The sequence below is a fragment of the Mediterraneibacter catenae genome (genome assembly GCF_008691045.1).
Classification (GTDB): domain Bacteria; phylum Bacillota; class Clostridia; order Lachnospirales; family Lachnospiraceae; genus Mediterraneibacter; species Mediterraneibacter ornithocaccae.
Genome location: NZ_VMSO01000002.1, coordinates 175,798 through 200,176 on the forward strand (window position 1 = coordinate 175,798; position 24,379 = coordinate 200,176).

The following is a 24,379-nucleotide window of genomic DNA, read 5'->3' on the forward strand; positions in this document are numbered from 1 at the left end:
GAATGGGGGATGTACTATGAAAGCAGTTGTATATGAGGAAAACGGGCAGATTGTTCTTACAGATCGTCCCATGCCGGAGATACTTGATGAAAGGGATGCGATCGTGCAGGTAACCCTGACGACGATCTGTTCGAGCGACATACATGTTAAACACGGCGCTGTACCCAGAGCGGTGCCGGGAACGATCCTGGGACACGAGTTTGTCGGCAGAGTCGTTGAGACAGGGAGTGCGGTAAAGAAAATAAAGCCCGGCGACCGGGTGGCAGTAAATGTGGAGACGTTCTGCGGAGAGTGTTTTTTCTGTAAAAGAGGTTTTGTAAATAATTGTACGGATGAGCATGGCGGATGGGCTCTGGGATGCCGCATTGACGGAGGACAGGCCGGATATGCGCGGATACCGTTCGCAGACAACGGCCTGACTGTCATACCTGATAATGTGACGGACGAGCAAGCGCTTTTTAACGGCGATATACTTTCTACCGGATACTGGGCGGCTAAGATCGGAGAAATCAGGCCTGCCGACACAGTAGCTGTGATCGGAGCGGGACCGACAGGACTTTGCACAATGCTGTGTGCCCGCCTGTATACACCTGCCAGGATCATTGCCATAGATACGGATGAATACAGACTGAACTTGGCAAAGGAAAAAGGCCTGGCAGATATCACACTTGTTCCGGGAAGAGAGGATATAGAAGGCAAGATAAGGGAACTTACAGACGGAAGAGGTGCTGATACGGTATTTGAAGTCGCAGGAGGGAAAGATACGTTCCAGACGGCTTGGAAGATCGCAAGACCTAATGCTGTCGTCGTGATCGTGGCGATGTATGAGGAAGTACAGACACTTCCACTGCCGGATATGTACGGCAAGAACCTCGTGTTCAAGACTGGCGGTGTGGATGGAAGTTATTGTCAGGAGATCATGGATCTGACCGCATGCGGAAAACTTGATGCAGGTTTTCTTATCACCCACCGCTGCAGGCTGGATGAGATCATGGAGGCGTATGAAGTATTTGAGAATAAGAAAGATCATGTCATCAAATATGCTGTGACGCCATGACTATCTGCATATGATGCGGGTGAGAAACTGTTTTGAAAGTATGGATCGGAAAGGAATATCATTTATGGATATATTAAAAATTGCCCTGCTGCAGATCGCTCCCTGCGGCTCGCTTGATGACAATCTCGAGAAAGGAATGGGATGCTGCCGTATGGCGAAGAAAAAGGGGGCGGATATTGCCTTATTCCCGGAAATGTGGAGCAATGGCTATGACATACATGACCGTCCGGCAGAAGAATGGGAAAGAGAAGCGGTACCGGCCGACAGCGATTTTGTCAATAGCTTCGGAAAACTTGCAGGCGAACTTGATATGGCGATCGGTATTACCCTGCTTGAGAAATACGCGGACGGTGTCCGCAATACACTGGTTCTTTTTGACCGGTTCGGGGAGCGGAAGATGACCTATGCAAAAGTGCATACATGCGATTTCAGTGTGGAGAGAAATTTGACTCCGGGAGAAGGTTTCTGTGTTACTGAGCTTGATACAGCGTTTGGTATCGTAAAAGTCGGCGCGATGATCTGCTATGACCGGGAATTTCCGGAAAGCGCGAGAATACTGATGCTGCAGGGCGCGGAACTCATTCTTGTCCCGAACGCCTGCCCGATGGAGATCAACCGGCTATCTCAGCTTCGTGCGAGAGCTTACGAAAATATGCTGGCAGTCGCCACCTGCAACTATCCGGAAATCGTTCCGGACTGTAACGGAAGATCAACCCTTTTTGACGGTGTGGCATATCTCCCGGAAGAAGAAGGCTCGAGGGATACCTGTATTCTGGAAGCAGGCGGTGAAGAGGGGATTTATATTGCCGGGCTTGATTTGAATCAGCTGAGAGACTACCGGGAGAATGAAGTGCACGGCAATGCGTACCGACACCCCGGGAAGTACGGAATCCTGACAGAAACTAAAATAGAGCCTCCATTTATAAGAGAAGATTACCGGCAGTAAAAAGGATGCAACAAATCCGTCCGTAGAATGCTCTTATATACAAAAGGGGAAGGAGAGAGCGCTGATGAGAAGACACAAGAAGCTTATATGGGCGTCCGCAACACATTTTATGGTCGATTTCATTTGCGCATGGATGATCATAAACAAGATCCCCGGCAGTGAATCCTGGTATTTGAAGATGCTGCTCTATAATTTTCTGGCGTTTGCAGGACAGCTGCCGGCGGGTGTCCTTCTTGACCGGATTACGGCGAGATCGGACAAAGCCGGAAGTATCACAGCTTCAGCCGGATGTTTCCTGTGTCTTGCAGTACTTTTGACCGGGGCAGACTCATTCGCGCTGACTGTAACGGCAGGCATCGGAAATGCACTGTTCCATGTGGGCAGCGGAGCCGGCATCCTTAGGAAATATCACGGGAGAGCATCGGCTTCCGGAATATTTGTGTCAACCGGCGCGCTCGGAATATACGCCGGCTCGGTAATACCGATGATAAACCGGATCTTTATTCCGGCTGCCGTGATCTTATTTGTGCTGTCTGCATATTCATTAAGGCTGACAGCCGCAGAGAAGAAGAGCAGTATTACAGAGACACGAAGCGGACAGACAAATGCAGGAAATGAAAAGCCATTTTCTGATTCTCCGGGCAGGGAGGCTTTGTCACTGATTTGTCTGTTCCTTGTGGTGGTGCTCCGTTCTTTCGAGGGATCAATATTTTCTTTCTCATGGAATGATAGTATTATTACCGGGATTTTTCTGACCGGAGCAGTCTTTCTCGGGAAAATGCTTGGCGGATTTGCTTCTGATGTTTTCGGAAGCCTTCAGACTGCCGCGGTATCTCTCGGGATTGCGGCGATCTTGCTGGCTGTTTCGGATCATATGGGCGCGGCTCTTATCGGAGTTCTTCTCTTTAATATGACGATGCCGGTCACATTGAGCGAACTGTACCGAAAGATTCCCGCATATCCGGGGACAGCCTTTGGTCTGCTGACTTTTGCGCTGTACCTAGGTGTCCTTCCTCTATTTTCCGGAACAGGGGGAGTATCATCTCCTGCGGTATATTCGGTCCTGACAGTGATTTCTCTGATACTGATAATTACAGGTCTTCTTCTGCCGGAAGCCGGAACAAAGAAAAGAGCGTAAAAATCGAGATAAAGGGGGCGATGAGATGACGTTGTACATGTTACTTATTATTCCATGGATACTGACTGTCCTGGTTGAAGGCGGGGCAGCCAGACTTTTCTTCAGCATAGATAAAAAGGAGCAGATACTTCTGCTTCTCGTCAATACTGTCACAAATCCTGTAGCTGTCTTTCTCAGCCTGGTGCTTCCTGCTTACACCCGGATTCCGTTTAATGCGGCAGTATTGGCTGCAGAGGCGCTTGTTTTTATTTCGGAGGGAGTCATACTCCGGAAATGTATGATATGGCAGGAAAAAGAGTACAGTCCATGGAGAATGGCGCTTGTTCTGAATGCGATTTCATTTGGCACAGGGTTGGTTGTTTCGATGCTGCTGTAAAAGGGAGGAAAGGTTATGAAGAAGGAACATGACGGAAAAAGGAAAGTCTTTTTGAGAATGGTAATGTTTGTCTGTATTGCTGTCTTTGTACATCCGCTTTCGGCATCGGCGGACGTTATTTTTGAGCCGGAAAACAATTTCTACGAAAGACATAGTGACGAGTGCTCGTATTTTGATCGATCGTGTCTGGCGGGAGCGGATACATATCTGTGGGATGCTCCGAATCTGACAACTGAGGGCGGAAAACTGCAGAAGGGAGACAGCATATACATCTCTTTTGTCTATACCGATAACGACGGGCTTGAGTGGGGGTTAGCAGAAACCCAGGATAAATGGATTCTTATGGCGGATCTGTATCTGGAATACGGGAGTCCGGAATTCATGGAGGAGCATTCCGATGAAATATATGAAGATGAGCCGTATCTGCTTTCAGACGGAACAGTATTTGTATCATGGTCTTATCCGGAATCAGGTGTTATTAATTCGTCTGGCGCTTCTGTGATGGATGATTATGAAATTACGACATTCTATAAGGATCCTGATGGACGTCTGTGGGGATATACAGCGTATATGTACGGCACGAGAGATGTATGGATCTGTCTTTCAGATATGTCGGATACCAACATTCCGCAGAGAGTTGAGCATGAACTGATCCCTGCGCAGGAAGCTGATGCATCACAGATTGCCGCCGTAAAAGAAAGCGGACAGTTTTCCGTACTCTTTCTGGGCGTTCCGGTTATCATCATTGCCGGGATAGCAGGATTTTTGATCTGGTGGTTCTGGATAAGGAAGAAAAGACTTAAGAGACAGAGAGGGCAGCGGATGCTATAATAGACCTAAAGTCTGTAAGAGGATGGAGTAATGGAGGGGATAAAGGATGTTATATTTAGAGTATTTTACTTTTCCTGACAGTGACAGGGAATTTGACTTTTTTGTGAAGCAGAAAAGGACGTGTTATGATTCTTTTTATCCTTTTCAGATCCTTTCAAGGCACCACCTTCGCCGGATCGATTTTGAGCCGGTTACGATTCTGTATGGAGGCAACGGATCGGGGAAAACGACGGTTCTGAATGTGATCGGAGAAAAACTCCAGCTTGCGCGGGACAGTGTATTTAATAGGTCCAATTTCTTTCAGGATTATCTGGATTTCTGCGACTATAAATTGAAAGTGCGTCTTCCTGTGAACAGCCGTGTTATTACAAGCGACGATGTCTTTGACTATATGCTGAATATCCGCAGTATGAATGAAGGGATAGACCGGAAGAAGGAATCGCTTTTCGAAGATTATCTGGATGCGAAATATGCAGACTTTCAGATGCGTTCTCTGGATGATTACGAAAGGTTGAAAAAAGTCACGAAAGCAAGACGTCTGACGCAGTCCCGGTATGTCAGGTCAGAGCTGATGGATAATATCCGGGAATATTCCAACGGAGAAAGTGCATTTATTTACTTTTCGGAAAAGATTACTGAAAACGGGCTGTTTCTGCTGGATGAGCCGGAGAACAGCCTGTCTCCTGCAAGACAGCAGGAACTAGTAAAGTTCCTGGAAGATTCGGCAAGGTTTTTTGGCTGTCAGTTCGTGATCTCTACGCATTCACCGTTCCTCTTATCTATGAGAGGTGCAAAGATCTATGATTTGGATGAAGACCCGGCGGATGTGAAAAGATGGACAGAATTGGAAAATGTAAGGGCGTACTATACGTTTTTCCGGGATCACAGTGAAGAATTTACGGATTGATATATTAAGCTGATGTATAAAAAGCGAGGAGGAAAAGGCGGAATCCGGAAGGACGCCCACGAAGCCTATCCGGAAATCCGGATCGAGGAAGTGTTCCTTGCACTTTTCAAGGAAAAAGGAGTAAATGCGGACGAGGTGCTTGTCAGACATGCAGGACAGTTTTTCCGTATTCTTTCCATCGATCATCTCAGACTATATGATGGTACGGAAGAAATGCTGTCTGCCTTGAAAAGCAGCGGAAAGAAGATTTATCTCTTATCCAATGCCCAGAAGATATTTACGGAGTACGAGATGAATGCGCTGGGGATCACGCCATATTTCGACGGTATTTTCATTTCTTCCGAACATGAACGTAAAAAACCGGATGTACGCTTTTTTGAAAAGCTTATCCATACATATGGCATTGACAGAGACAGAGCTGTCATGGTCGGAAACGACGGCGTGTGTGACATAGAAGGGGCAAAAAAAGCCGGGCTTGCAACTCTATATGTAAAGACGGAGATATCCCCGAAAGAAGAACTTCCAAAAGCTGATCATGTGCTTGATAAGATAAACACAAAGCTGATGACACAGATCCTTTTGGCGGAATAAGTTATAGCTTTATTGTAATTTCCGGCGGCACTGTGTATAATAGAATAAGTAAAAACAGAATGCGCTCTTTTTCAAAAGATTCATTTCTTTGAGAAAGGGCGCTTCAACGGAAAGAAGGAACAAGCATGAAAAGTACAATTTCAAGAGAGGATGCATTAAAACTGCTGATGAAATACAATAAGGAACCGTTTCATATTCAGCACGGACTGACAGTCGAGAAGACCATGCGCTGGTTCGCTAAGGAACTTGGATATTGTGATGAAGAAGATTACTGGGGAATCACAGGACTCCTGCATGACATTGATTTTGAAATGTATCCGGAAGAACACTGCCGGAAAGCACCGGAACTGCTGCAAGAAGCGGGAGTGGGAGAGGATATGATCCACTCCGTCTGTTCTCACGGTTACGGAATCTGCAGCGAGGAGAAACCGGAGCACGAGATGGAGAAAGTGCTCTTTGCGGTAGATGAACTGACAGGGCTGATCGGTGCGGCTGCCCTTATGCGTCCCTCAAAGAGTGTGGCTGATATGGAAGTTTCCAGTGTGAAGAAAAAGTTTAAGGACAAACGATTTGCTGCGGGGTGTTCCAGAGACATTATCCGCACCGGAGCAGAGAACCTCGGATGGGAATTAAATGACTTGTTCGATAAAACGCTGCGTGCCATGCAGTCCTGCGAGACAGAGATAAAGGAAGAAATGTCGGAGATAGAAGGATGAGTGAGGAGAGCTGCTATGGACAAAGTGATATTAGGAAAGACAGGATTAGAAGTAAATAAGAATGGATTCGGAGCCCTCCCGATCCAGAGAGTGTCGAAAAAAGAGGCGGTATATCTCCTGCAGAAGGCATTTTATAACGGTATCAATTATTTTGATACTGCAAGGGCTTATTCGGACAGCGAGGAAAAGATGGGCGCTGCTTTCAAATATACGCGGGATATGATCATTATAAGCACGAAATCGGCGGCGCAGACCGGAGAGGATATGGAAAAGGATCTGGAGGAAAGTCTGAGAAACCTTCAGACAGATTACATAGATATCTATCAGTTCCACAATCCGGCGTTCTGTCCGAGACCGGGAGACGGTACAGGACTCTATGAAGCTGCACTGAGGGCAAAGGAAGCGGGGAAGATCCGGCATATCGGTATCACAAACCACAGGATCGCCGTGGCAAAGGAAGCAGTCGAAACCGGTCTGTACGAGACGATGCAGTTTCCGTTCTCTTATCTCGCGGCAGAACAGGATGTGGAGATCGTGGAAATGTGCCGCAGGGAGAATATGGGCTTTATCGCCATGAAAGGTCTTGCAGGCGGGCTGATCAATGACTCGGCATGTGCTTATGCTTATATGAATCAGCCGCAATTTTCCCATGTTGCACCGATCTGGGGGATCCAGAGAGAGTCAGAGCTTGACGAGTTCCTTTCTTACCAGGTCTGTCCGCCGACACTTTCAGGAGAATTGCAGGATAAGATCGAGAAAGATAAGAAAGAGCTGACCGGTGACTTCTGTCGGGGCTGCGGATACTGTATGCCCTGTCCGGCAGGTATCGAGATCAACAACTGTGCAAGGATGAGCCTGATGTTAAGACGTGCTCCGAGTGAAGCATGGCTTACAGAAGAATGGCAGGCAAAAATGAAGAAGATCGAGGACTGTTTACACTGTGGAAAGTGCATGAATAAATGCCCTTACGGTCTGAATACGCCGGATCTTCTGGCGAAAAACTATGAGGATTATAAAACTTTTATTTAAGGAGGATATGCAAGATGGCATTTCAAGAAGTTGACATTTCGACATTAGAATTTAATCCGTTTGATAAGATCAGCAGACAGTGGATGCTGGTGACTGCAGGGAACGAAGATACATCCAATACAATGACAGCCAGCTGGGGCGGCGTCGGGATCATGTGGGGAAAACCTGTGGCGACGGTTTATATCCGTCCACAGAGATACACAAAAGAATTTATCGACAAAGACGAATACTTTACCATTTCTTTTCTTCCCGAAGAATACCGCAAGGCACTGAATGTGTGCGGTACGGTATCCGGAAGAAATGTGTCTGATAAATGGCAGGAGGCAGGTCTGCATCCTGTTAAGATCGACGAAACAACTGCAGTGGAAGAGGCAGAAGAAATCTTCGTGTGCAGAAAGCTCTACGCGCAGGAAATGCTTCCGGAGTGTTTTATCGACAGTGAATGTGATACGAAATGGTATCCGGACAAGGATTATCACACGATGTATATAGCGGAGATCGTAAAAGTGTTGAAGAAGTAAATGCAAAAGATCGTATGCCAGAGACGCGTTTCAGCGCAGAGGAGTAGATTATGAAACAAAAGATCCGTCCGGCGGAAGAAGAGATCGGAAATGTAGCGTTTATCTTCCTGTTTGTAATATTATGGTATTCTGCCCTTCTTGGGTCTGTTATGTCAGGCGGAGCGGGGATAACGGTTATACTGTTCTTTGTTGCAGGCCTGCTCCCGGTGTATTCGGCAGTGACTATGATAAGACGGGCGCTCTTTTACCGAAAGCAGCGCGCAGATGCAATAGCATACGGACAGTCACAGCCCGGACGCATCCAGGGAGTGGTAAGGCAGGATGTTCCGTATTATTCCGGCAAAAACCGTACTCTGAGATATCACAGATACTATTATCTCAAAGTGGATATCACAGATCCGGTGACAGGTGTGACCAACACGATACAGAGTCAGGGGTATCGCAAGCCGATTCATCGCTATCTTGCTTCGGAACAGGTGCGCGTCTATACCGACAGGAGCGGCTGGAAATATTATCTGGAAGACTTTCGGTTTAAGGAGCGAATGAGTGATCCGGGGATATTTGACGACAGACCTCTTGAATTTGAAGAAACAATGGCCGGAAACGGGCGTGTCGTCCAGATTATATTTGTCATTGTGTTCATACTCATGATCCTAAGTATGTTCATGGAAGGAGGAGCATTATGAAGATTAATTCTTTCTGCCTTACCTGCCTGATACAGATGCAGGAGTCTCAAGTGCGAAAGTTTGATGACGAAGAGAAGAAGATGAAATATATGAGGGAAATCCTTGCGTTTCTCTCATCCTGTAATCCGGATCTGTCCGCGCCTGCACTGGTAAAACCCCTGTCCAGGATCTACGAGAAATACTGGGGCATAAGAGACGGGATGGCAGAGGTGAAAAAGGAGTTCAATGACTTTCTCCTTTCTATGGAAAAAGATATAGAAGAGCAGATAAGGAAACACGCAGATCCGCTTGAAGCAGCCCTCTGCTTTGCGCGTACGGGAAACTATATTGACTATGCCGCGGTAAAAGATATCTCAAAAGAGAAGCTGCTGGAACTTTTTGAGGAACAGGGAAAAGAGGGACTGGACCGGAAGGAGTATGAAAGGCTACTGGGAGATTTGAAAAAAGCGCAGAAACTCGTCTATCTGACAGATAACTGCGGCGAGGTTGTTCTCGATAAGATAGCTCTGAAGATACTCAGGGAATATTATCCGGCTCTTGAGATGACCGCTGTCGTCAGAGGAGCCCCTGTCGTAAATGACGCTGACATTGAAGCGGCGCACGCTACTGGTCTCGACACAGTGGTAAGAGTGATAGATAACGGCAGCGATATCGCAGGGACGGACCTCAATGATATCAACGATGAAGCGCGAGAGGAGATCGAGAGCTCAGATATCATCATCTCGAAAGGTCAGGGGAATTTTGAGACGATCCACGGATGCGGTCTCAATATCTATTATCTGTTCCTCTGCAAATGTGACTGGTTTATGAGAAGATTTCGCGCCGGGCGATATCAGGGGATGCTTGTCAACGAGAGGCGGATCCTGCGTGAGGGAGATATATCTGCATAAACGGAAAAAGAAAAGTAAAGAATCAAGGAGGCAGAAAATGGTACATCATATTGTAATGTGGAAATTTAAACCGGAGATTGAAGAGGCAAACAAGCCAGAACTGAAAAAAGCAATGCATGAAAATTTAAGCGCGCTGGTCGGGAAAGTTCCCGGACTGCTCACAGTCGAGTTTGTGGAGGAACCGATCCCATCGAGCACACATGACATAGCGCTTGTGACGACCCTTGAGAGAGCGGAAGATATTGCAGTCTATGCCACGCATCCGGCTCATGTAGCTGTCGCAGATACCTATGTGAGACCGTACGTGACAGAAAGGGCATGCCTCGATTACGAGTAAATTATACGAATAGGACATTTTATGCTGCACATATACTGACTATAAAAGGCGTATGTGTGGCATTTTTTATGGAAAAAGAACAGCTTAGAGAACGACTCGCATCGGCTGCAAGTATGCCGAAAGATGTTGTCATGAAAGCGGCGGTCGTTACCGCCGTTGGAAATTTTGAAGTATGTATTGAGAATTACAGGGGAATAACGGAATATACAGAATGCCTTGTCCGGGTGCAGACAAAGGGCGGGCAGATACGTCTGAGCGGAAAGGGCCTCCGGGTGGAGTACTATACAAATGATGAGATGAAAATCACCGGCAGAATAGAAAGTATCGAATTTGCTGACGGGAGGAATAAGGAATGATCCGTTCATTCATACGTTATCTCAGAGGATATGTGAAGATACGCGTCCGGGGATTCTCTCCGGAAAGGTTTCTCAATATGTGTTCATATCATAATATATATATTTGGGGACTGTCGCCTGTCAGGAACGGCTACGAAATGTATCTGAGCATAGCAGATTTCAGGAGGCTAAAGCCGCTGGCAAAGAAGACGCAAACCAAGATCTCACTGACAGAACGATGGGGATTTCCGTTCTTTCTCTTTCATTACAGGAAGAGAAAATTGTTTTTTCTCGGACTGTTTTTGTGCATTGCCCTGCTGAAGATATATTCGCTGTTCATATGGGATATCCATTTCGAGGGAAATGAGAAATGGCCGGACGAAACGCTGGCAGAATACTTAAAAAGCGAGGGTGTTGCGCCGTTTATGCTGAAAAGTGAGGTGGACTGCCCGGGTATTGTAAAAAATATCAGAAAAGAATATAATGATATAGTTTGGGTCTCTGCATCGGTGGACGGGAGCCGGCTGAAGATCCAGATCAAAGAAAATGAGGATACACTCCTGACTGATACGGACAGCAGGAAAGAAAGTTCATCAGACAATATGGATGATGCAGCACAGGAACAGCATCCGACTGATCTGATCGCCTCATCTGACGGAGTTATAACAAGTATTGTAACCCGCGCCGGAGTCCCGCAGGTACATGTGGGAGATCAGGTGGAAAAGGGCGACATCCTGGTCCTTGGCAGAGTGGATGTGGTAAATGACAGCGGAGAGGTGACCGGATATCAGTATCAGCAGTCGGATGCCGATATATTTGCGGACACAGAGCTTGAATATACGAACAGTATCTCCCGGGTTTATCAGGAAAAGGTCTATGATGACAGGACAAAATATCAGCCGTATATACGGATCGGAGACTTTACGTTCTCCATCGGCAGCATTTCCAATGAATACGAACACAGTGAAATCTCTGTGACAGAGCGGCAGGTCAAGGCCGGGGAAAACTTTTATCTGCCTCTTTCTTTCGGAATAAAGAAAGCTGTATCTTACACATTTGAGAAAAAAAAGTATACAGATCAGGAGATTCGGGAAATCTTAAGTGCAGATTTTCAGCAGTTTTGTAAAGATTTGGATGAAAAAGGTATTCAAATCAGAGAAAATAGTGTTAAAATACATCTGTATGCCGATTCAGCCAGTGCTGCGGGCACACTTTATCTGAATGAGAGGATAACAGAAGAGGCGGATACAGAAATATTAACGATCGAAAGGAAAGAAACAGATGAGTCTGTCGGAACTGATGATTGATATACCGGCCGAACACGAAGCAAATGTATTCGGCCAGTTTGACACATATGCAAAGAAACTTGAACGTACCTTCCATGTCACACTGATCGCCCGTGACGGAAGTACAAAGATCGTAGGAGAGACAAATGCTGCCGAGAAAGCCCGGAGGGTGATGATGCAGCTCCTGGAACTCTCAAAAAGGGGAAACACGATCACAGAACAAAATGTAGATTATGCGATCTCCCTTGTCTTTGAAGACCAGGAAGAAGGAATCGTGGAGATCGACAGAGAACTGATCTGCCATACACTTCAGGGTAAGCCGATCAAGCCGAAGACGCTGGGGCAGAAGAAGTATGTTGATGCGATAAGGAAGGATATGATTACATTCGGACTGGGCCCTGCGGGTACCGGCAAGACCTATCTTGCCATGGCTATGGCGATCACTGCGTTCAAGCGCAATGAAGTGGGCAGGATCATTCTTACCCGCCCGGCGATCGAGGCCGGAGAGAAGCTGGGATTTCTGCCCGGCGATCTGCAGAGCAAGATCGATCCTTATCTGCGCCCGCTCTATGATGCGCTTTATGAGATCATGGGAGCGGACAGCTTTATCAAGAATTCTGAGAAAGGCCTGATCGAGGTGGCTCCTCTTGCCTATATGAGAGGGCGTACTCTGGATAATGCATTTATCATTTTGGATGAGGCTCAGAATACGACGCCTGCACAGATGAAGATGTTCCTGACGAGGATCGGTTTCGGCTCCAAAGTAGTCATTACCGGTGATTCCACACAGAAAGACCTTCCTTCAGGGACAACATCGGGACTTGATGTGGCAGTCAAAGTAGTAAAAGACCTGGAGGGCATCAGCATCTGCACACTGACCAGCAAAGATGTCGTGCGGCATCCTCTTGTACAAAAGATCGTAAAAGCTTATGAAGAGTATGAGAAGAAGAGTAACGCGAAGACAAGAGGGAATGTCAGGAGGAAGAAATCATGAGTCTGTTTATTGAGACAGAAGGTAAGGAAGAATTTGATTTTGATATAAGAGAAATTGCGGAACTGGTTGTAAATGCGGTGCTGGAACATGAAAAGTGCCCGTATGAGACTGAGATCAGTCTGCTGCTCACTCATAATGATGAAATCCATGAGATGAATCTGGAACACAGAGGAATAGACAGGGCAACAGATGTATTGTCCTTCCCGATGCTGGATTTCGATCATCCGGGTGATTTCTCAATAATAGACGAGGAGACCGCCGATGTATTCGATCCGGAATCGGGAGAACTGATGCTCGGAGATATCGTGATTTCTGTCGACAAAGTCCTTGAGCAGGCACAGGAATACGGGCATTCGCCAAAGAGAGAATATGCATTCCTGATCGCCCACAGTATGCTTCATCTGTGCGGTTATGATCATATGGATGATGAAGAGCGAAAAGTAATGGAAGAGAAGCAGAGAGCGATTATGGAGAAGATCAATATTCTGCGATAACAAGGAGGACTTACATGTCTGAGACACCAAGGAATAAAAAAACTAAATCCAGAGGGGAAGACTATATTGTCCAGGGATCGATCCTGGCAGCGGCTGCTGTAATTACGAAAGTAATAGGCGTTGTCTACCGTATCCCGCTGACGAATCTTCTCGGCGATGAAGGAAACGGATTTTACGGATATGCATATCAGGTGTATGCATTTGCCCTGATGATTTCCTCGCTCAGCCTTCCGACCGCCGTGTCAAAGATTGTTTCGATGAGGGTTTCTGTCGGACAGCGCAGAAATGCATTCCGGGCGTTTTTATGTTCTCTCATATTTGCTGTTATTGTAGGATTTATTATTGCTGTTGCGATTTTCTTAGGCGCCGGAGCAATCTCTGAGCATGTCATGAAAGCGCCGCTCAGCGTCTATGCACTGAAAGTGCTGGCTCCGGGCTTGTTTATCGTTGCGGTGATGGCTGTGCTGAGAGGATATTTCCAGGGGCTGGGTACAATGATGCCGACCGCGATCTCACAGGTTATTGAGCAGATCATTAATGCTGTAATCAGTATTATCGGTGCCAGTGTTCTGTTCGGGATTGGAAGCCGGGCCGGAGAGGAAGCGGGAGAGGAGCTTCTGGGACCGGCATACGGCGCTGCGGGTGGAACGCTGGGAACAGTTATGGGGGCTCTCGCAGGACTTTTATTTCTTCTGTTTGTACTCTGGCTGTACAGAGGAAGTATAAAGAAACAATTAAAACGAGATCACTCGAAGAGAAAAGAAACATATTCCCATATACTGAAAGCGCTGATCCTGACTGCGCTTCCCGTAATCTTCAGTACGGCGATCTATAATATCAACCAGATCATAGACTTGACAGTATTTAATCATATCATGGCATGGCAGGGATTTTCTGAACAGGAATATATGGCGCTGCAGGGGATTTACACCGGGAAATATGACCCACTGATAAATGTTCCGCTGTCCATCCCGTCGGCGGTCAGTGCTTCTATCGTTCCGACTCTTACTGCGGCGGTTATGAGCAGACAGATGAAGAAAGTTCATTATCAGATCGACCAGACACTCAGGATAGCAACGATCATCACGATCCCGAGTGCTGTCGGCATAGCTGTGCTCGCATCACCGCTCATGGTACTTCTGTACAATGACAGCAGTGCAACTCCTGCCAATCTGCTTATGCTCGGTGCAATCGTTGTTGTGCTGTACGGATGGTCTTCAATAACAAACTCCGTGCTTCACGGCCTTAACTATATGTCGAGTCCGGCGAAAAATGCTGCAATAGCACTTGGAGTTCACCTCGCGGCCTTTGTAGTCATGCTGGTGGTCTTCCGCATGAATGTCTATGCGCTGGTTGGAAGCAATATCGTGTTTGCCCTTATCATGTGTATCCTGAATCAGTGGAAGATCCGGCAAGTATGCGGCTACAAGATCAATATCAGGAATATGTTCCTGAAACCGTTCATCGCATCTGCGGTGATGGGTGTTATTACATATGTAGTCTGGTTTGTGCTGGATCTGCTGATCGGCGGACGTATATTCCCGTCAGTGATCGCAATCTGTGTTGCTATTATCGTCTATGTCGTTATGATCCTTAAGACGGGTACTCTTTCAGAAGATGATATCCTTTCACTTCCGATGGGAGCAAGACTGCTCAGATACAGCCGCAGACTCCGTCTGCTTCCTGAATCAGGAAACGAGGATAACGACTCAGACGAGTTTGACGATTATAATGAATGACCGTAAGTGCCGGCATTCCGGATACAATTGAATAAAATGTGTAAAAAAGCCAATACTGTATGTAAAAAGGATGTGGAGACCATGAAGAAAAAGTACATGATTGGCTTTTTTGCTGTAATTTTTATCTTTGGTGCCCTGCTTACTGCCGGATATCAGATTTCCTATGATCATGTTACCCGTCAGCAGGCTGCTTTGGATCATGAGGTTACCGATACACGCAGCATTACAGCGGAAGGAGCCGCAGTAGAGGAGAACGGTGAGGATAGTGAGGAAGGATATTATCTATGTGAAATGCAGGGGTTTGTTGCAGTATATCTGAGCGACAGGCAGACGATCTATGAGCTGACGGAGATCCCTCTTACTGATCTCCCGGAAGAAGTACAGCAGGAGATTGCTGCAGGCAAGTATATTTCAACACAGGAAGACTTGTATGGATTTCTAGAAAATTATTCGAGCTGATATAACTTTTCTCATATCTGGACGAACGCAACGAAATAGTGTATAATACAGTCCGGCGAAATAAAAATTGAAACAAGGGAAATGAAAACAGTTTTTGAAAGGATTATTCATGGATAGTCAAAAGATAAGCAGGATCAATGAGCTGTACCGGAAATCAAAAGCAGAGGGACTTACAGAAGCCGAGAAAAAGGAACAGAAGCTCCTCCGCATGGAATATCTGGAGTCAGTAAAGAGAAATCTTCGTGTGCAGCTCAATAATATCGATGTTGAAGAAAAAGATGGAACGGTAGTGAATCTTGGTGAAAAGTACGGAAACAAAAAAGGAAATTAGAGAGAAATATCGGAAGATCCGGGAAGACTTGCCTTGCGAAATGAGAAAAGATGCCGACGCCCGGATAGCAGAGCGACTTTTTAATGAGCCGGTATATCAGGATGCCCGGTTCATTTACTGCTATGCCTCTTTTAAGGATGAGGCGGACACGCTTCGGATCATTGAGGAGTCACTGCGCCGCGGCAAGAGGGTAGCGCTCCCCAGAGTCCGGGGAAAGCGAAGGATGGAATTCTGCTTTATCAAGAGTCCCGCCGATCTGAAACCGGGATTTATGGGGATAAAGGAGCCGGGACCATGGTGTCCGAAAGCTCCGGCTCCTATGGCTCATACAATTGTCCTGATGCCCGGACTTGCTTTTGACCGCAGCGGCGGCAGGACAGGATACGGCGGTGGTTACTATGACACCTATCTGCAGGGACAGACACAGTGCGTGAAGGCTGCACTTGCATATTCTGTGCAGATTGCCCCGGAAATACCGCAGGAGCCGGAAGATGTAAAAGCTGATATGATTATTACGGAGGAGGAAGTGATCCTATGCTCACAGGACTGCCCGGAGATCCGGTGATACTTTTAAGTGTGATCAACACAAAACTGAGAGACTATTACCCGTCCCTGGATGCGCTCTGCGATGATATGCAGATCGACATACAAGAGCTGTCAGACAAACTGGATATGATCGATTATACATATGATGCCGGACGGAACCAGTTCGTATAAAAAAGTTCTTCAACAGAGCAATTTTACTCGCTAAAAGAAATTTAAAAAGACGGTTCCTTTTCCGCATTTTGCTTTAACGATATAGTTTTGATCGTTTTTGAGCATATCTAAATTAATAGTCTCCCCCGGTTCGATTGTGATACTATCCATCACAACCCGACCTTCTTCATCATAAATCATAATGGCTACTTTTTCGCTGCTGTTAGCATCATTTATCAATTCTTTATTATAAAAAACAGATGAAAAATTCAAATATTTTTTTCCTGAAATGTTGACTGTAAGCCATTCAGATCGACCGGTCTCATTAATGATCGTAGCTTCACTTCTCGGATAAAAATAATTATGAATTACACCAACTTCCTGGACAGCAAACATAGCTGAACCTAGTATGCAAATGGTAATTGCAACGGCTGCAATAACATGAATTCTATTTCTTTTCTTTATTTTAAGGAACGGCTCTTTTACTTCAGCGTCCTCTGATATTTCAGGACAATTTATGGGATCTGCCATATAACCTATCTTTTGTCTGCATTTTTCACAAGTGCGGATATGCTCTTCTATAAGCCTGCGGCTATCGGCGGTGCATATATCATCAATGTATGATGGGATTAAATCACTAATTATATCACATGTTATTTTCACTTGACATCATCCTCTTTCTGATCCATTCTTTTGCTCGATAATAATTTATTCGTGCCCAGTTCTCGCTCTTTCCCAGGATTTGCCCAATTTCTTTAAAACTCATTTCCTCATATGCCCTGAGCCAGAACACTTGGCCGTAAGATTCTTTCGCCTGCTTTAAAACGAATAATAGCTCCTGTATTTCTTCCTTAACAAGATATGCTTCTTCAAGATCAGCTTCTTGACCTCTTAAGTCAAATATTTCCAAATTGTCAATTGAAACCTCTTGAATATGCTTTTCTTTTTTCAAATGATCAAAATATACATGTTTTGCAATCTGGCATAACCAGACAGATAGTTTACAGTCTCCATGGAATCGATGGATTGATCTATATGCCTGGTAAAAAGTTTCCTGCGTAAGATCTTCTGACAAATCATGAATTATATCAAAAAATGTTACACTTTAAAAAATTAAAAAACTTGCAGGCGCCCCTGGCCGGCCATCTGATTTTTCGTGTTGCCTGCAATCAGACTGCATGATATAATTCAATGACGGTGTAAATGATCATCGTTTCAATAGTGTTTTATATGTTATGAGGTGAACAAATAAATGATAGATAAAGAAAAATGGGACAAAACTTTCAATGAGCTGCCGGATGAGGCGCCTGTTACCGAACCGGAACGTCAATATTACTTTATAAATAAGTGTCGTCAAATTGTAAAAAAAATTAATGAAGAACGCGGCTTGCCTTTGAGCTACAAAACGGTTACTTTCGGGTGTCAGATGAATGCAAGAGATTCTGAAAAACTGGTGGGAATCCTTGAGCAGATCGGTTATGTTGAAGCGGCGGACGAAGAGAAGGCTGATTTTGTCATCTACAATACATGTACGGTCCGCGAGAATGCAAACCAGAGAGTCTACGGACGGCTGGGGCAGCTCGGAAGAATTAAGAAGCAGAATCCTCACATGAGGATCGCTCTCTGCGGATGCATGATGCAGGAGCCGGAGGTCGTAGAGAAATTAAAGAAGAGTTATCGTTTTGTAGACCTGATCTTCGGTACGCATAACATTTATAAATTTGCAGAGCTCCTGGCAACACGCATGGAATCAGGCCGGATGGTGATCGATATCTGGAAAGATACGGACAAGATCGTAGAAGATCTGCCTGTAGAGCGAAAATATTCGTTTAAATCGGGAGTCAATATCATGTTCGGCTGCAATAATTTCTGCAGCTACTGTATTGTACCGTACGTCCGCGGACGTGAGAGAAGCCGCGATCCGAAAGCAATCATCCGTGAGATCGAGCGTCTTGTGGCGGACGGAGTAGTCGAAGTAATGCTCCTTGGACAGAATGTGAATTCTTATGGAAAGACACTGGAACATCCGATCACGTTTGCTCAGCTTTTAAAAGAGATTGAGAAGATAGACGGACTGGAGCGTATAAGGTTTATGACTTCTCATCCCAAAGACCTCTCAGATGAGCTCATTCAGGTTATGGCAGAGTCGAAGAAAATCTGCCGGCATCTGCATCTGCCAGTGCAGTCAGGAAGTACACGTATTCTTGAGAAGATGAACCGACGATATACAAAAGAAAGTTATCTTGATCTTGTGGGTCGTATTAAAAAAGCAATACCGGACATTTCCCTGACTACAGATATCATTGTCGGCTTTCCCGGTGAGACTGAGGAAGACTTTCAAGAGACACTTGATGTAGTAAGAAAAGTCCGCTATGACAGCGCCTTCACCTTTATTTACTCAAAACGCACGGGCACTCCGGCTGCCGTGATGGAAGAACAGGTACCGGAAGTAGTGGTAAAAGATCGCTTCAACAGACTCCTGAAAGAAGTGCAGGATATCTCGGCAGAAACCTGTGCTGTCCATGAGGGAACCGTGCAGACCGCACTGGTTGAGTCTCTGAACGACCACGACAGCAGCCTGGTGACAGGACGATTGAGCAATAACCTGCTTGTCCACTTCCCAGGAGACGCATCGATGATCGGGAAATTCTATCAGGTGAGACTGAATGAGTGCAGAGGGTTCTACTATATCGGTGAACAAATAAATTAAATTCAGATTTATCAGATTGAGAAACCATCCGCCGGGAGGTATGTATTGTTATCGCACACGTTTTCACTCGGTCGCGTCGTAGCGGTACATAAGAGCGCAGAAGACGCGCTCTAAGTGCCGACGCCGCTCCAACGGTGCGTACACAATACATACCTCCCGGCTGCTTTCTTTCCCATCCCGAAAATCGAATTTCAAACGGAAGGATTAAAGCCGGATCTTTCTTGACTCAGATTTCATGGATCCTGGCCGATATAGTATTAGTTAAGCTTGGGGGCAAATTCGAGCCGCTTTGATTTCTGGTCCGCTTGATTAATATTTATCTGCAGGATAATCCCCTGTCAAGCCTGCAAAGCACCCGTTTACGGGCAAGGACTTGACAGGGGGATTATTTCTGCAGATATAAAACAGACAAGCGGAACCAGAAATCTCCATAACCGGAAACGGTTATCTATCTGACATAAAAAGATTCAGGAAATAATTGTAGAATTATCAACCATTTACGATAAAGCTCCCACTTCTTTCTGTTTGTATGAGAATTTTTCGGATTGGATTGTTAGTCGGTAAAACGTCAAAATGGACGATTACAGCCGCTATGATGCGCCTTACGCAGAGGGAGAAAAAGGTTGAGAACGGCGACTTTGGAAGGAAATTAGGAAAAGTTAAAAGCAGGGAAATGGTGTTAAGTGAAAAAATGAGGGTGTTTGAGCTTGCGAGTTCGCCATTTTTTCACTTGTTTTTAACCATTTTCCTGCTTTGTTACTTTGAGTTATTTCCTGTAACCGGAGCCGGGATCAACCTTTTTCTCCACCTGCGTACATGTGAGTCAGATTGATGTATATTGCTGTATTTCGGACGTTTTCGTACTATCAGCCAATACGAAAAATACGAATTTCTATTCATATTTTTGTTGGCCCTACATATATTGTGTAAAGAGGTGGACAAGATGGAAAGAAGTGATATAAGACAAAAAACAGACAGAGAGAATCAGGTATTGGGCATTCTTGCAAAAAGTGTCAGGCGGATTATACAGGGATATGCGGGCGGTCTTGAGGGCCTGCAGGAAATAAGGCTGCGCACCGGACAGCCGGTACGAATCGTACAAGATAATAAAGAAGAGATTCTGCCATCTGCGGGAAGTCCGCATATAATTACGAAAGAAGAAGTGAGGGAGACAATGGACTACATAAGCCATTACTCCCTCTATGCATATGAGAACGAATTAAGACAGGGATTTCTGACAATTGAAGGAGGGCACAGAGTAGGCGTGGCGGGAAAAGTGATCATGGAAAAGGACAAGGTAAAGAATATCCAGTACATATCATCTGTCAATATCAGAGTTTCACATGAAGTGATCGGATGTGCCGATAGTTTGCTGCCATATATTACGAAAAACAAGCAGGTGTGCCATACCCTGATCATATCGCCGCCCTGCTGTGGAAAGACGACGCTGATCCGCGATCTGATCCGTCAGATATCTGATGGGAATCAGTATGTGAAAGGATGTTCTGTAGGCGTAGTGGATGAGCGGTCGGAACTGGGCGGGTGTTATCTTGGAATTGCCCAGAATCATCTGGGGTCCAGGACAGATATACTGGACTGTTGCCCAAAGGCTGAAGGAATGATCATGCTGATCCGTTCCATGGCGCCCCAGGTGATTGCTGTAGATGAGATTGGAACGAGCGAGGATATCCATGCGGTTGAATATGCGATGCAGTGCGGATGCAAATTGATCGCAAGTGTACACGGCCTGGATATGGACGAGGCAAAGAAAAAGCCCGTGCTAGGGGAACTGATACGGCGAAGGATGTTTGAGAGATATGTTGTGCTTGGAAATGGTGAACATCCCGGGGAAATACGGGGAATCTATGATGAGCGGGGGAGTGTGCTGTGCAGAGAGTGATAGGAGCGATACTGATCCTGACAGCGACGAGCGGTGCGGGGTATGTCTACTGCAGTGAGTTGAAAGCGTATCTGGAAAAAATGCAGTATCTTCGATATGTTTTCAGCCTGATCAAGGGCGAGATTGCATATACCCATGCGCCGCTGCCCGAGGTCTTTCAGGAGGTGGCGAGACGGATAAAGAAACCGTACCGCACATGGCTTATGGAGACGGCGCGTGAAGTAGAACAGCGTACAGAGACAGGATTTGTCCGGGCGTGGAGCCGCTGTATAGATAGATATTTGAAATCGCTCGGGCTGAAACAGGAACACTCTATTTTGATAAAGGAACCGGGAACATTTCTCGGAAGTCTGGAACAGGAGACTCTGGATCATACACTGCAGATGTATCTTAACCGTGTAGATCTGGAGATAGAGAAACTCAGGGAAGGCCTTGCTGCAAAGACCAGGATCGGCAGTTGTCTGGGGGTGATGAGCGGTATTTTTCTTATTGTGATCCTGATCTGAGATGGGAGGAAACATGGATATTAATCTGATCTTTCGAATAGCAGCAGTGGGGATACTAGTATCGATCTTAAGCCAGGTGCTCAAACACAGCGGCAGAGAAGAGCAGGCATTTCTGGCAAGCCTTGCAGGATTGATCCTGGTACTCTCGTGGGTTCTTCCATATATTTATGATCTATTTCAGACGATCCGCCGGCTATTTGCGCTCTAGTGAACTGACATATCCGTGTATAGCTGTGAATGTGTCAGTTCACCGGGGGATGCTTCCGGAGACCAATTAGTGAACAGGAGGAAAGAGAATGAGCATGATACAGGCGGGGATTATCGGTGTGATCGGCGCCGTACTCGCGATCCAGATGAAAGCAGGAAAGCCGGAGTACGGTATCTATGTCTGTGTGGCGACCGGGGTAATCTTGTTTTCTCTGATCGTAGACAGGCTTGGGATTTTTATCAGGACGGTAGAACAGATAACATCTTATATCGACCTTGACTCAGGATATCTGTCTACAATGTTCAAAATGATCGGCATTACATACATCGCTGAATTTTCTTCTGGTATATGCAAAGATGCAGGCTATCAGACGCTTGCCGGGCAGATCGAGATCTTCGGGAAGCTTACGATCCTCGTACTGGGGCTGCCTGTGCTTCTTGCTCTCCTTCAGACGATCCAGGAGTTTCTGTCATGAGAGGTCGAAAAGGACGATTTTTGTTTACAATATTTCTTGTAGTGCTTGTTTTCGGACTCGGGACAAGGATCGTAGATGCGGCGGAGACTGTACCTGTGGTAAGAGCAGAAGAAGACAATACAGAAACAGCCCTGACACAAACAGATGACGAAGAGGACGAAATTTCGGAGCAGGATATAGATATTCTGCAGGAACAGGTGCAGAACACTCTGTTTGCTGAGTTCGACTTTGGCGAAATCGAAGACAGCCTGAAAGAGATGTTCCCGAGGGAGAAGATTTCTTTTACTGAGGTGGTGTCTACACTTATGTCCGGAGACATGACGGAAACAATCAGGATATTCTTACGGTTTCTGGCGGATCAGGTATCCTATGAATTTGAATACAACCGGCGGAATCTCGCGTATGTTCTGCTGGCTGCCCTTACAGCGGCTGTATTCAGCAACTTTGCCGGCGCGTTCAAGAGCAGACAGATTTCCGACATCAGTTTTTATATTGTATATATGCTGCTCATTACCCTGTGTCTGACCTCATTCCAGACATCGGCTGCGGGACTGGAGGAGAAGCTGGGTTCACTTGTTGACTTTATGAGAGTGCTGTGTCCCAGCTATTTTCTTGCAGTGGCATTCGCATCGGGGAGTGTGACTTCACTTTTCTTTTATAATGTGATCCTTTTTCTGATATATGTAGTCGAGCTTGTAATAGTACGTTTCCTGCTGCCGGTTATTAATATCTATATTATGGTTTGCGTGCTCGGTAACCTGACGGGCGAGGATGTTCTTTCTGAATTCGCCGATTTGATCAAGAAGGCTGTAACATGGATTCTGAAAACTCTCCTTATCTGTGTTGTCAGCGTCAATATAGTACAGGGACTACTCGCACCAGCCATCGACGCAGTAAAACGAAGTGCCCTTACCCGTACTGCCGAGGCGCTGCCCTGGGTAGGAAATGCAGTCGGAGGAGCGGCCGAGGTAGTGCTTGGAACAGCAGTCCTTATCAAAAACGGGATCGGAATGGCAGGGGCTGTAATTGCTGTCGTGATTTGTGCTGTTCCGATCATTCAGATGCTGATCATGGCACTGTTGTACAAACTTGCGGCTGCACTTGTACAGCCGGTATCAGATAAGAGAATAACAACGTGCATCAGCAGTGTCAGCGAAGGATATGAGATCATGGCAAGAGTCATTTTCACGACAGGCCTGCTCTTTATGCTTACGATAGCAATTGTAGCAGCATCCACATCATGAACATATTCGGGAAGGAGGAGTGCGTATGTTTCAACAGGTCTACGGATGGATTCAGAATATAACAGTATATCTTATTGCAGCATCTGCCGTGATGTATGCTGTTCCGGGCAAGGATTATGCCAGATATATCCGTTTCTTTTCCGGGCTTATCCTGATACTGCTCTTAACCACACCCATTTTAAATCTTTTCGGCATGAAAGGAAGGTTTGAGGCATTTTATCAAAGCAATGAATACAGACTGGAACAGCAGGAAATAGAAAAGGCAGACGAATTTTACAGGAATTCAGGACTATTCGAGTATCTGCAGACAGAAGATGATGCGGACAGAGGGAAGGATGATCGTCAGATTGATGTGGGGGAGATAGAGATTGGACAGGAATAAATGGAAGAACTGGCTTGAAAAACTGCGGTCCGGAGAAAAAATGCCGAAAAAAAATCATCTGCTTATTCTGTTCCTGATCGGTATGCTGCTTTTCGTGGCGGTTATTCCGCTCCCGTCATCGGATCAGGCGGATACATCTGCGGAAAGTGAAAGTGTATCCACGGCGGGCGTGACCGGTACCTCCATGGGAGAGTATGAGACGTATCTCGAAGATAAAACGGCGGATCTTCTAAAGCAGGTTGACGGAGTAGGAGAGGTTACGGTTATGCTCACACTTAAGTCCGGCGGGCAGAAGATTATAGAGAAAGACCAGTCCAGCGTATCCCAGACAACAGAAGAAGCAGACAGTGAGGGCGGAACGCGTACGGTTGAAGATACGACATCGGATAAGACGAGTATTTATGAACAGGAGGCCGACGGATCTTCTGTACCGTATGTAAGCAAAGAATTGTCTCCGGAAATCGAAGGAGTTGTCGTGATTGCAGACGGAGGCGATAATGCAGTAGTCGCACAGAGTATTACAGAAGCTGTTCAGGCATTATTCGGTGTTGAAGCGCATAAGATTAAAATAATGAAACGGGCCTGATACATAAAA

The 24,379-nt window shown here is 46.0% G+C and carries 32 protein-coding genes; 30 read left to right on the forward strand and 2 right to left on the reverse strand.

Annotated elements, in window-relative coordinates:
• Nucleotides 1-16: 16 nt before the first annotated feature.
• From FNY66_RS02540 to FNY66_RS02645, 22 genes are all read left to right on the forward strand, one after another.
• Nucleotides 17-1,057, forward strand: coding sequence for an alcohol dehydrogenase (locus FNY66_RS02540; RefSeq protein ID WP_150310193.1), 1,041 nt, complete (start codon nt 17-19; stop codon nt 1,055-1,057).
• Nucleotides 1,058-1,121: 64 nt separating this feature from the next.
• Nucleotides 1,122-2,003: a carbon-nitrogen hydrolase family protein gene (locus tag FNY66_RS02545; protein ID WP_087151114.1), complete on the forward strand. Its 882-nt coding sequence runs from the start codon at nt 1,122-1,124 to the stop codon at nt 2,001-2,003.
• Between the two features lie 64 nt (nt 2,004-2,067).
• On the forward strand, nt 2,068-3,141 hold the full coding sequence (locus FNY66_RS02550) for an MFS transporter (RefSeq protein WP_150310194.1): 1,074 nt from the start codon (nt 2,068-2,070) through the stop codon (nt 3,139-3,141).
• Between the two features lie 37 nt (nt 3,142-3,178).
• Nucleotides 3,179-3,517, forward strand: coding sequence for a hypothetical protein (locus FNY66_RS02555; RefSeq protein WP_150310195.1), 339 nt, complete (start codon nt 3,179-3,181; stop codon nt 3,515-3,517).
• A 15-nt stretch (nt 3,518-3,532) separates the two neighbouring features.
• Nucleotides 3,533-4,348 (forward strand): hypothetical protein, encoded by an 816-nt coding sequence (locus FNY66_RS02560; protein WP_087151117.1) that lies wholly within the window; start codon nt 3,533-3,535, stop codon nt 4,346-4,348.
• 46 nt (nt 4,349-4,394) lie between these two features.
• Complete coding sequence (locus FNY66_RS02565) at nt 4,395-5,255, forward strand: AAA family ATPase (protein ID WP_087151118.1); 861 nt, start codon at nt 4,395-4,397, stop codon at nt 5,253-5,255.
• A 12-nt stretch (nt 5,256-5,267) separates the two neighbouring features.
• Nucleotides 5,268-5,846, forward strand: a complete 579-nt coding sequence (locus tag FNY66_RS02570) for an HAD family hydrolase (RefSeq protein ID WP_087151119.1) — start codon at nt 5,268-5,270, stop codon at nt 5,844-5,846.
• Nucleotides 5,847-5,971: 125 nt separating this feature from the next.
• Entirely contained in the window at nt 5,972-6,562 is a 591-nt protein-coding gene (locus tag FNY66_RS02575) for a hydrolase (protein ID WP_087151120.1), read from the forward strand.
• 15 nt (nt 6,563-6,577) lie between these two features.
• Nucleotides 6,578-7,591, forward strand: coding sequence for an aldo/keto reductase (locus FNY66_RS02580; RefSeq protein ID WP_150310196.1), 1,014 nt, complete (start codon nt 6,578-6,580; stop codon nt 7,589-7,591).
• 14 nt (nt 7,592-7,605) lie between these two features.
• Entirely contained in the window at nt 7,606-8,112 is a 507-nt protein-coding gene (locus FNY66_RS02585) for a flavin reductase (RefSeq protein WP_087151121.1), read from the forward strand.
• Between the two features lie 50 nt (nt 8,113-8,162).
• Entirely contained in the window at nt 8,163-8,798 is a 636-nt protein-coding gene (locus FNY66_RS02590) for a hypothetical protein (RefSeq protein ID WP_150310197.1), read from the forward strand.
• On the forward strand, nt 8,795-9,688 hold the full coding sequence (locus FNY66_RS02595) for a damage-control phosphatase ARMT1 family protein (RefSeq protein WP_150310198.1): 894 nt from the start codon (nt 8,795-8,797) through the stop codon (nt 9,686-9,688). Before FNY66_RS02590 ends, FNY66_RS02595 begins: the two co-directional genes overlap by 4 nt.
• Before the next feature lie 37 nt (nt 9,689-9,725).
• Nucleotides 9,726-10,025 (forward strand): Dabb family protein, encoded by a 300-nt coding sequence (locus tag FNY66_RS02600; RefSeq protein ID WP_087151124.1) that lies wholly within the window; start codon nt 9,726-9,728, stop codon nt 10,023-10,025.
• A gap of 68 nt (nt 10,026-10,093) precedes the next feature.
• Complete coding sequence (locus FNY66_RS02605; protein WP_087151185.1) at nt 10,094-10,381, forward strand: YabP/YqfC family sporulation protein; 288 nt, start codon at nt 10,094-10,096, stop codon at nt 10,379-10,381.
• Nucleotides 10,378-11,667 (forward strand): sporulation protein YqfD, encoded by a 1,290-nt coding sequence (locus FNY66_RS02610; protein ID WP_150310199.1) that lies wholly within the window; start codon nt 10,378-10,380, stop codon nt 11,665-11,667. The genes FNY66_RS02605 and FNY66_RS02610 overlap by 4 nt, the downstream gene beginning before the upstream one ends.
• Nucleotides 11,642-12,640, forward strand: coding sequence for a PhoH family protein (locus tag FNY66_RS02615; protein WP_150310200.1), 999 nt, complete (start codon nt 11,642-11,644; stop codon nt 12,638-12,640). The genes FNY66_RS02610 and FNY66_RS02615 overlap by 26 nt, the downstream gene beginning before the upstream one ends.
• Entirely contained in the window at nt 12,637-13,134 is a 498-nt protein-coding gene (gene ybeY, locus FNY66_RS02620) for an rRNA maturation RNase YbeY (protein ID WP_150310201.1), read from the forward strand. Before FNY66_RS02615 ends, ybeY begins: the two co-directional genes overlap by 4 nt.
• A 14-nt stretch (nt 13,135-13,148) precedes the next feature.
• Nucleotides 13,149-14,873, forward strand: coding sequence for a putative polysaccharide biosynthesis protein (locus tag FNY66_RS02625; RefSeq protein WP_150310202.1), 1,725 nt, complete (start codon nt 13,149-13,151; stop codon nt 14,871-14,873).
• A gap of 81 nt (nt 14,874-14,954) precedes the next feature.
• A complete protein-coding gene (locus FNY66_RS02630; protein WP_150310203.1) occupies nt 14,955-15,332 on the forward strand; it encodes a hypothetical protein in 378 nt (125 codons plus the stop codon).
• 109 nt (nt 15,333-15,441) lie between these two features.
• Complete coding sequence (locus FNY66_RS02635; RefSeq protein WP_087151129.1) at nt 15,442-15,663, forward strand: DUF896 domain-containing protein; 222 nt, start codon at nt 15,442-15,444, stop codon at nt 15,661-15,663.
• A gap of 40 nt (nt 15,664-15,703) precedes the next feature.
• Nucleotides 15,704-16,228 carry a 5-formyltetrahydrofolate cyclo-ligase gene (locus FNY66_RS02640; protein WP_229409425.1) on the forward strand — a complete coding sequence of 175 codons (525 nt, stop codon included), beginning with the start codon at nt 15,704-15,706 and terminating at the stop codon, nt 16,226-16,228.
• The gene (locus FNY66_RS02645) at nt 16,198-16,380 is read left to right on the forward strand and encodes a DUF4250 domain-containing protein (protein ID WP_087151131.1); all 183 of its coding nucleotides are present in this window, start codon (nt 16,198-16,200) and stop codon (nt 16,378-16,380) included. Before FNY66_RS02640 ends, FNY66_RS02645 begins: the two co-directional genes overlap by 31 nt.
• A gap of 30 nt (nt 16,381-16,410) precedes the next feature.
• On the opposite strand, the gene FNY66_RS02650 is transcribed toward FNY66_RS02645, so the two are convergent.
• Both FNY66_RS02650 and FNY66_RS02655 read right to left on the reverse strand, forming a co-directional pair.
• On the reverse strand, nt 16,411-17,022 hold the full coding sequence (locus FNY66_RS02650) for a zf-HC2 domain-containing protein (RefSeq protein ID WP_087151132.1): 612 nt from the start codon (nt 17,020-17,022) through the stop codon (nt 16,411-16,413).
• The gene (locus tag FNY66_RS02655) at nt 17,006-17,434 is read right to left on the reverse strand and encodes an RNA polymerase sigma factor (protein WP_190324760.1); all 429 of its coding nucleotides are present in this window, start codon (nt 17,432-17,434) and stop codon (nt 17,006-17,008) included. The genes FNY66_RS02650 and FNY66_RS02655 overlap by 17 nt, the downstream gene beginning before the upstream one ends.
• Before the next feature lie 177 nt (nt 17,435-17,611).
• On the opposite strand from FNY66_RS02655, the gene miaB reads away from it, so the two are divergent.
• From miaB to FNY66_RS02695, 8 genes are all read left to right on the forward strand, one after another.
• Entirely contained in the window at nt 17,612-19,069 is a 1,458-nt protein-coding gene (gene miaB, locus FNY66_RS02660; RefSeq protein WP_150310206.1) for a tRNA (N6-isopentenyl adenosine(37)-C2)-methylthiotransferase MiaB, read from the forward strand.
• A 943-nt stretch (nt 19,070-20,012) separates the two neighbouring features.
• On the forward strand, nt 20,013-20,969 hold the full coding sequence (gene spoIIIAA, locus FNY66_RS02665) for a stage III sporulation protein AA (protein ID WP_087151136.1): 957 nt from the start codon (nt 20,013-20,015) through the stop codon (nt 20,967-20,969).
• Nucleotides 20,957-21,475, forward strand: coding sequence for a stage III sporulation protein AB (locus FNY66_RS02670; RefSeq protein WP_150310207.1), 519 nt, complete (start codon nt 20,957-20,959; stop codon nt 21,473-21,475). The genes spoIIIAA and FNY66_RS02670 overlap by 13 nt, the downstream gene beginning before the upstream one ends.
• Before the next feature lie 13 nt (nt 21,476-21,488).
• Complete coding sequence (gene spoIIIAC / locus FNY66_RS02675) at nt 21,489-21,683, forward strand: stage III sporulation protein AC (protein WP_087151138.1); 195 nt, start codon at nt 21,489-21,491, stop codon at nt 21,681-21,683.
• An 88-nt stretch (nt 21,684-21,771) separates the two neighbouring features.
• Nucleotides 21,772-22,158: a stage III sporulation protein AD gene (gene spoIIIAD, locus FNY66_RS02680; RefSeq protein WP_087151139.1), complete on the forward strand. Its 387-nt coding sequence runs from the start codon at nt 21,772-21,774 to the stop codon at nt 22,156-22,158.
• Entirely contained in the window at nt 22,155-23,402 is a 1,248-nt protein-coding gene (locus FNY66_RS02685) for a stage III sporulation protein AE (RefSeq protein ID WP_087151140.1), read from the forward strand. The genes spoIIIAD and FNY66_RS02685 overlap by 4 nt, the downstream gene beginning before the upstream one ends.
• Before the next feature lie 25 nt (nt 23,403-23,427).
• On the forward strand, nt 23,428-23,784 hold the full coding sequence (locus FNY66_RS02690) for a stage III sporulation protein AF (protein WP_087151141.1): 357 nt from the start codon (nt 23,428-23,430) through the stop codon (nt 23,782-23,784).
• 40 nt (nt 23,785-23,824) lie between these two features.
• Entirely contained in the window at nt 23,825-24,370 is a 546-nt protein-coding gene (locus FNY66_RS02695; protein WP_229409426.1) for a stage III sporulation protein AG, read from the forward strand.
• Nucleotides 24,371-24,379: the final 9 nt, after the last annotated feature.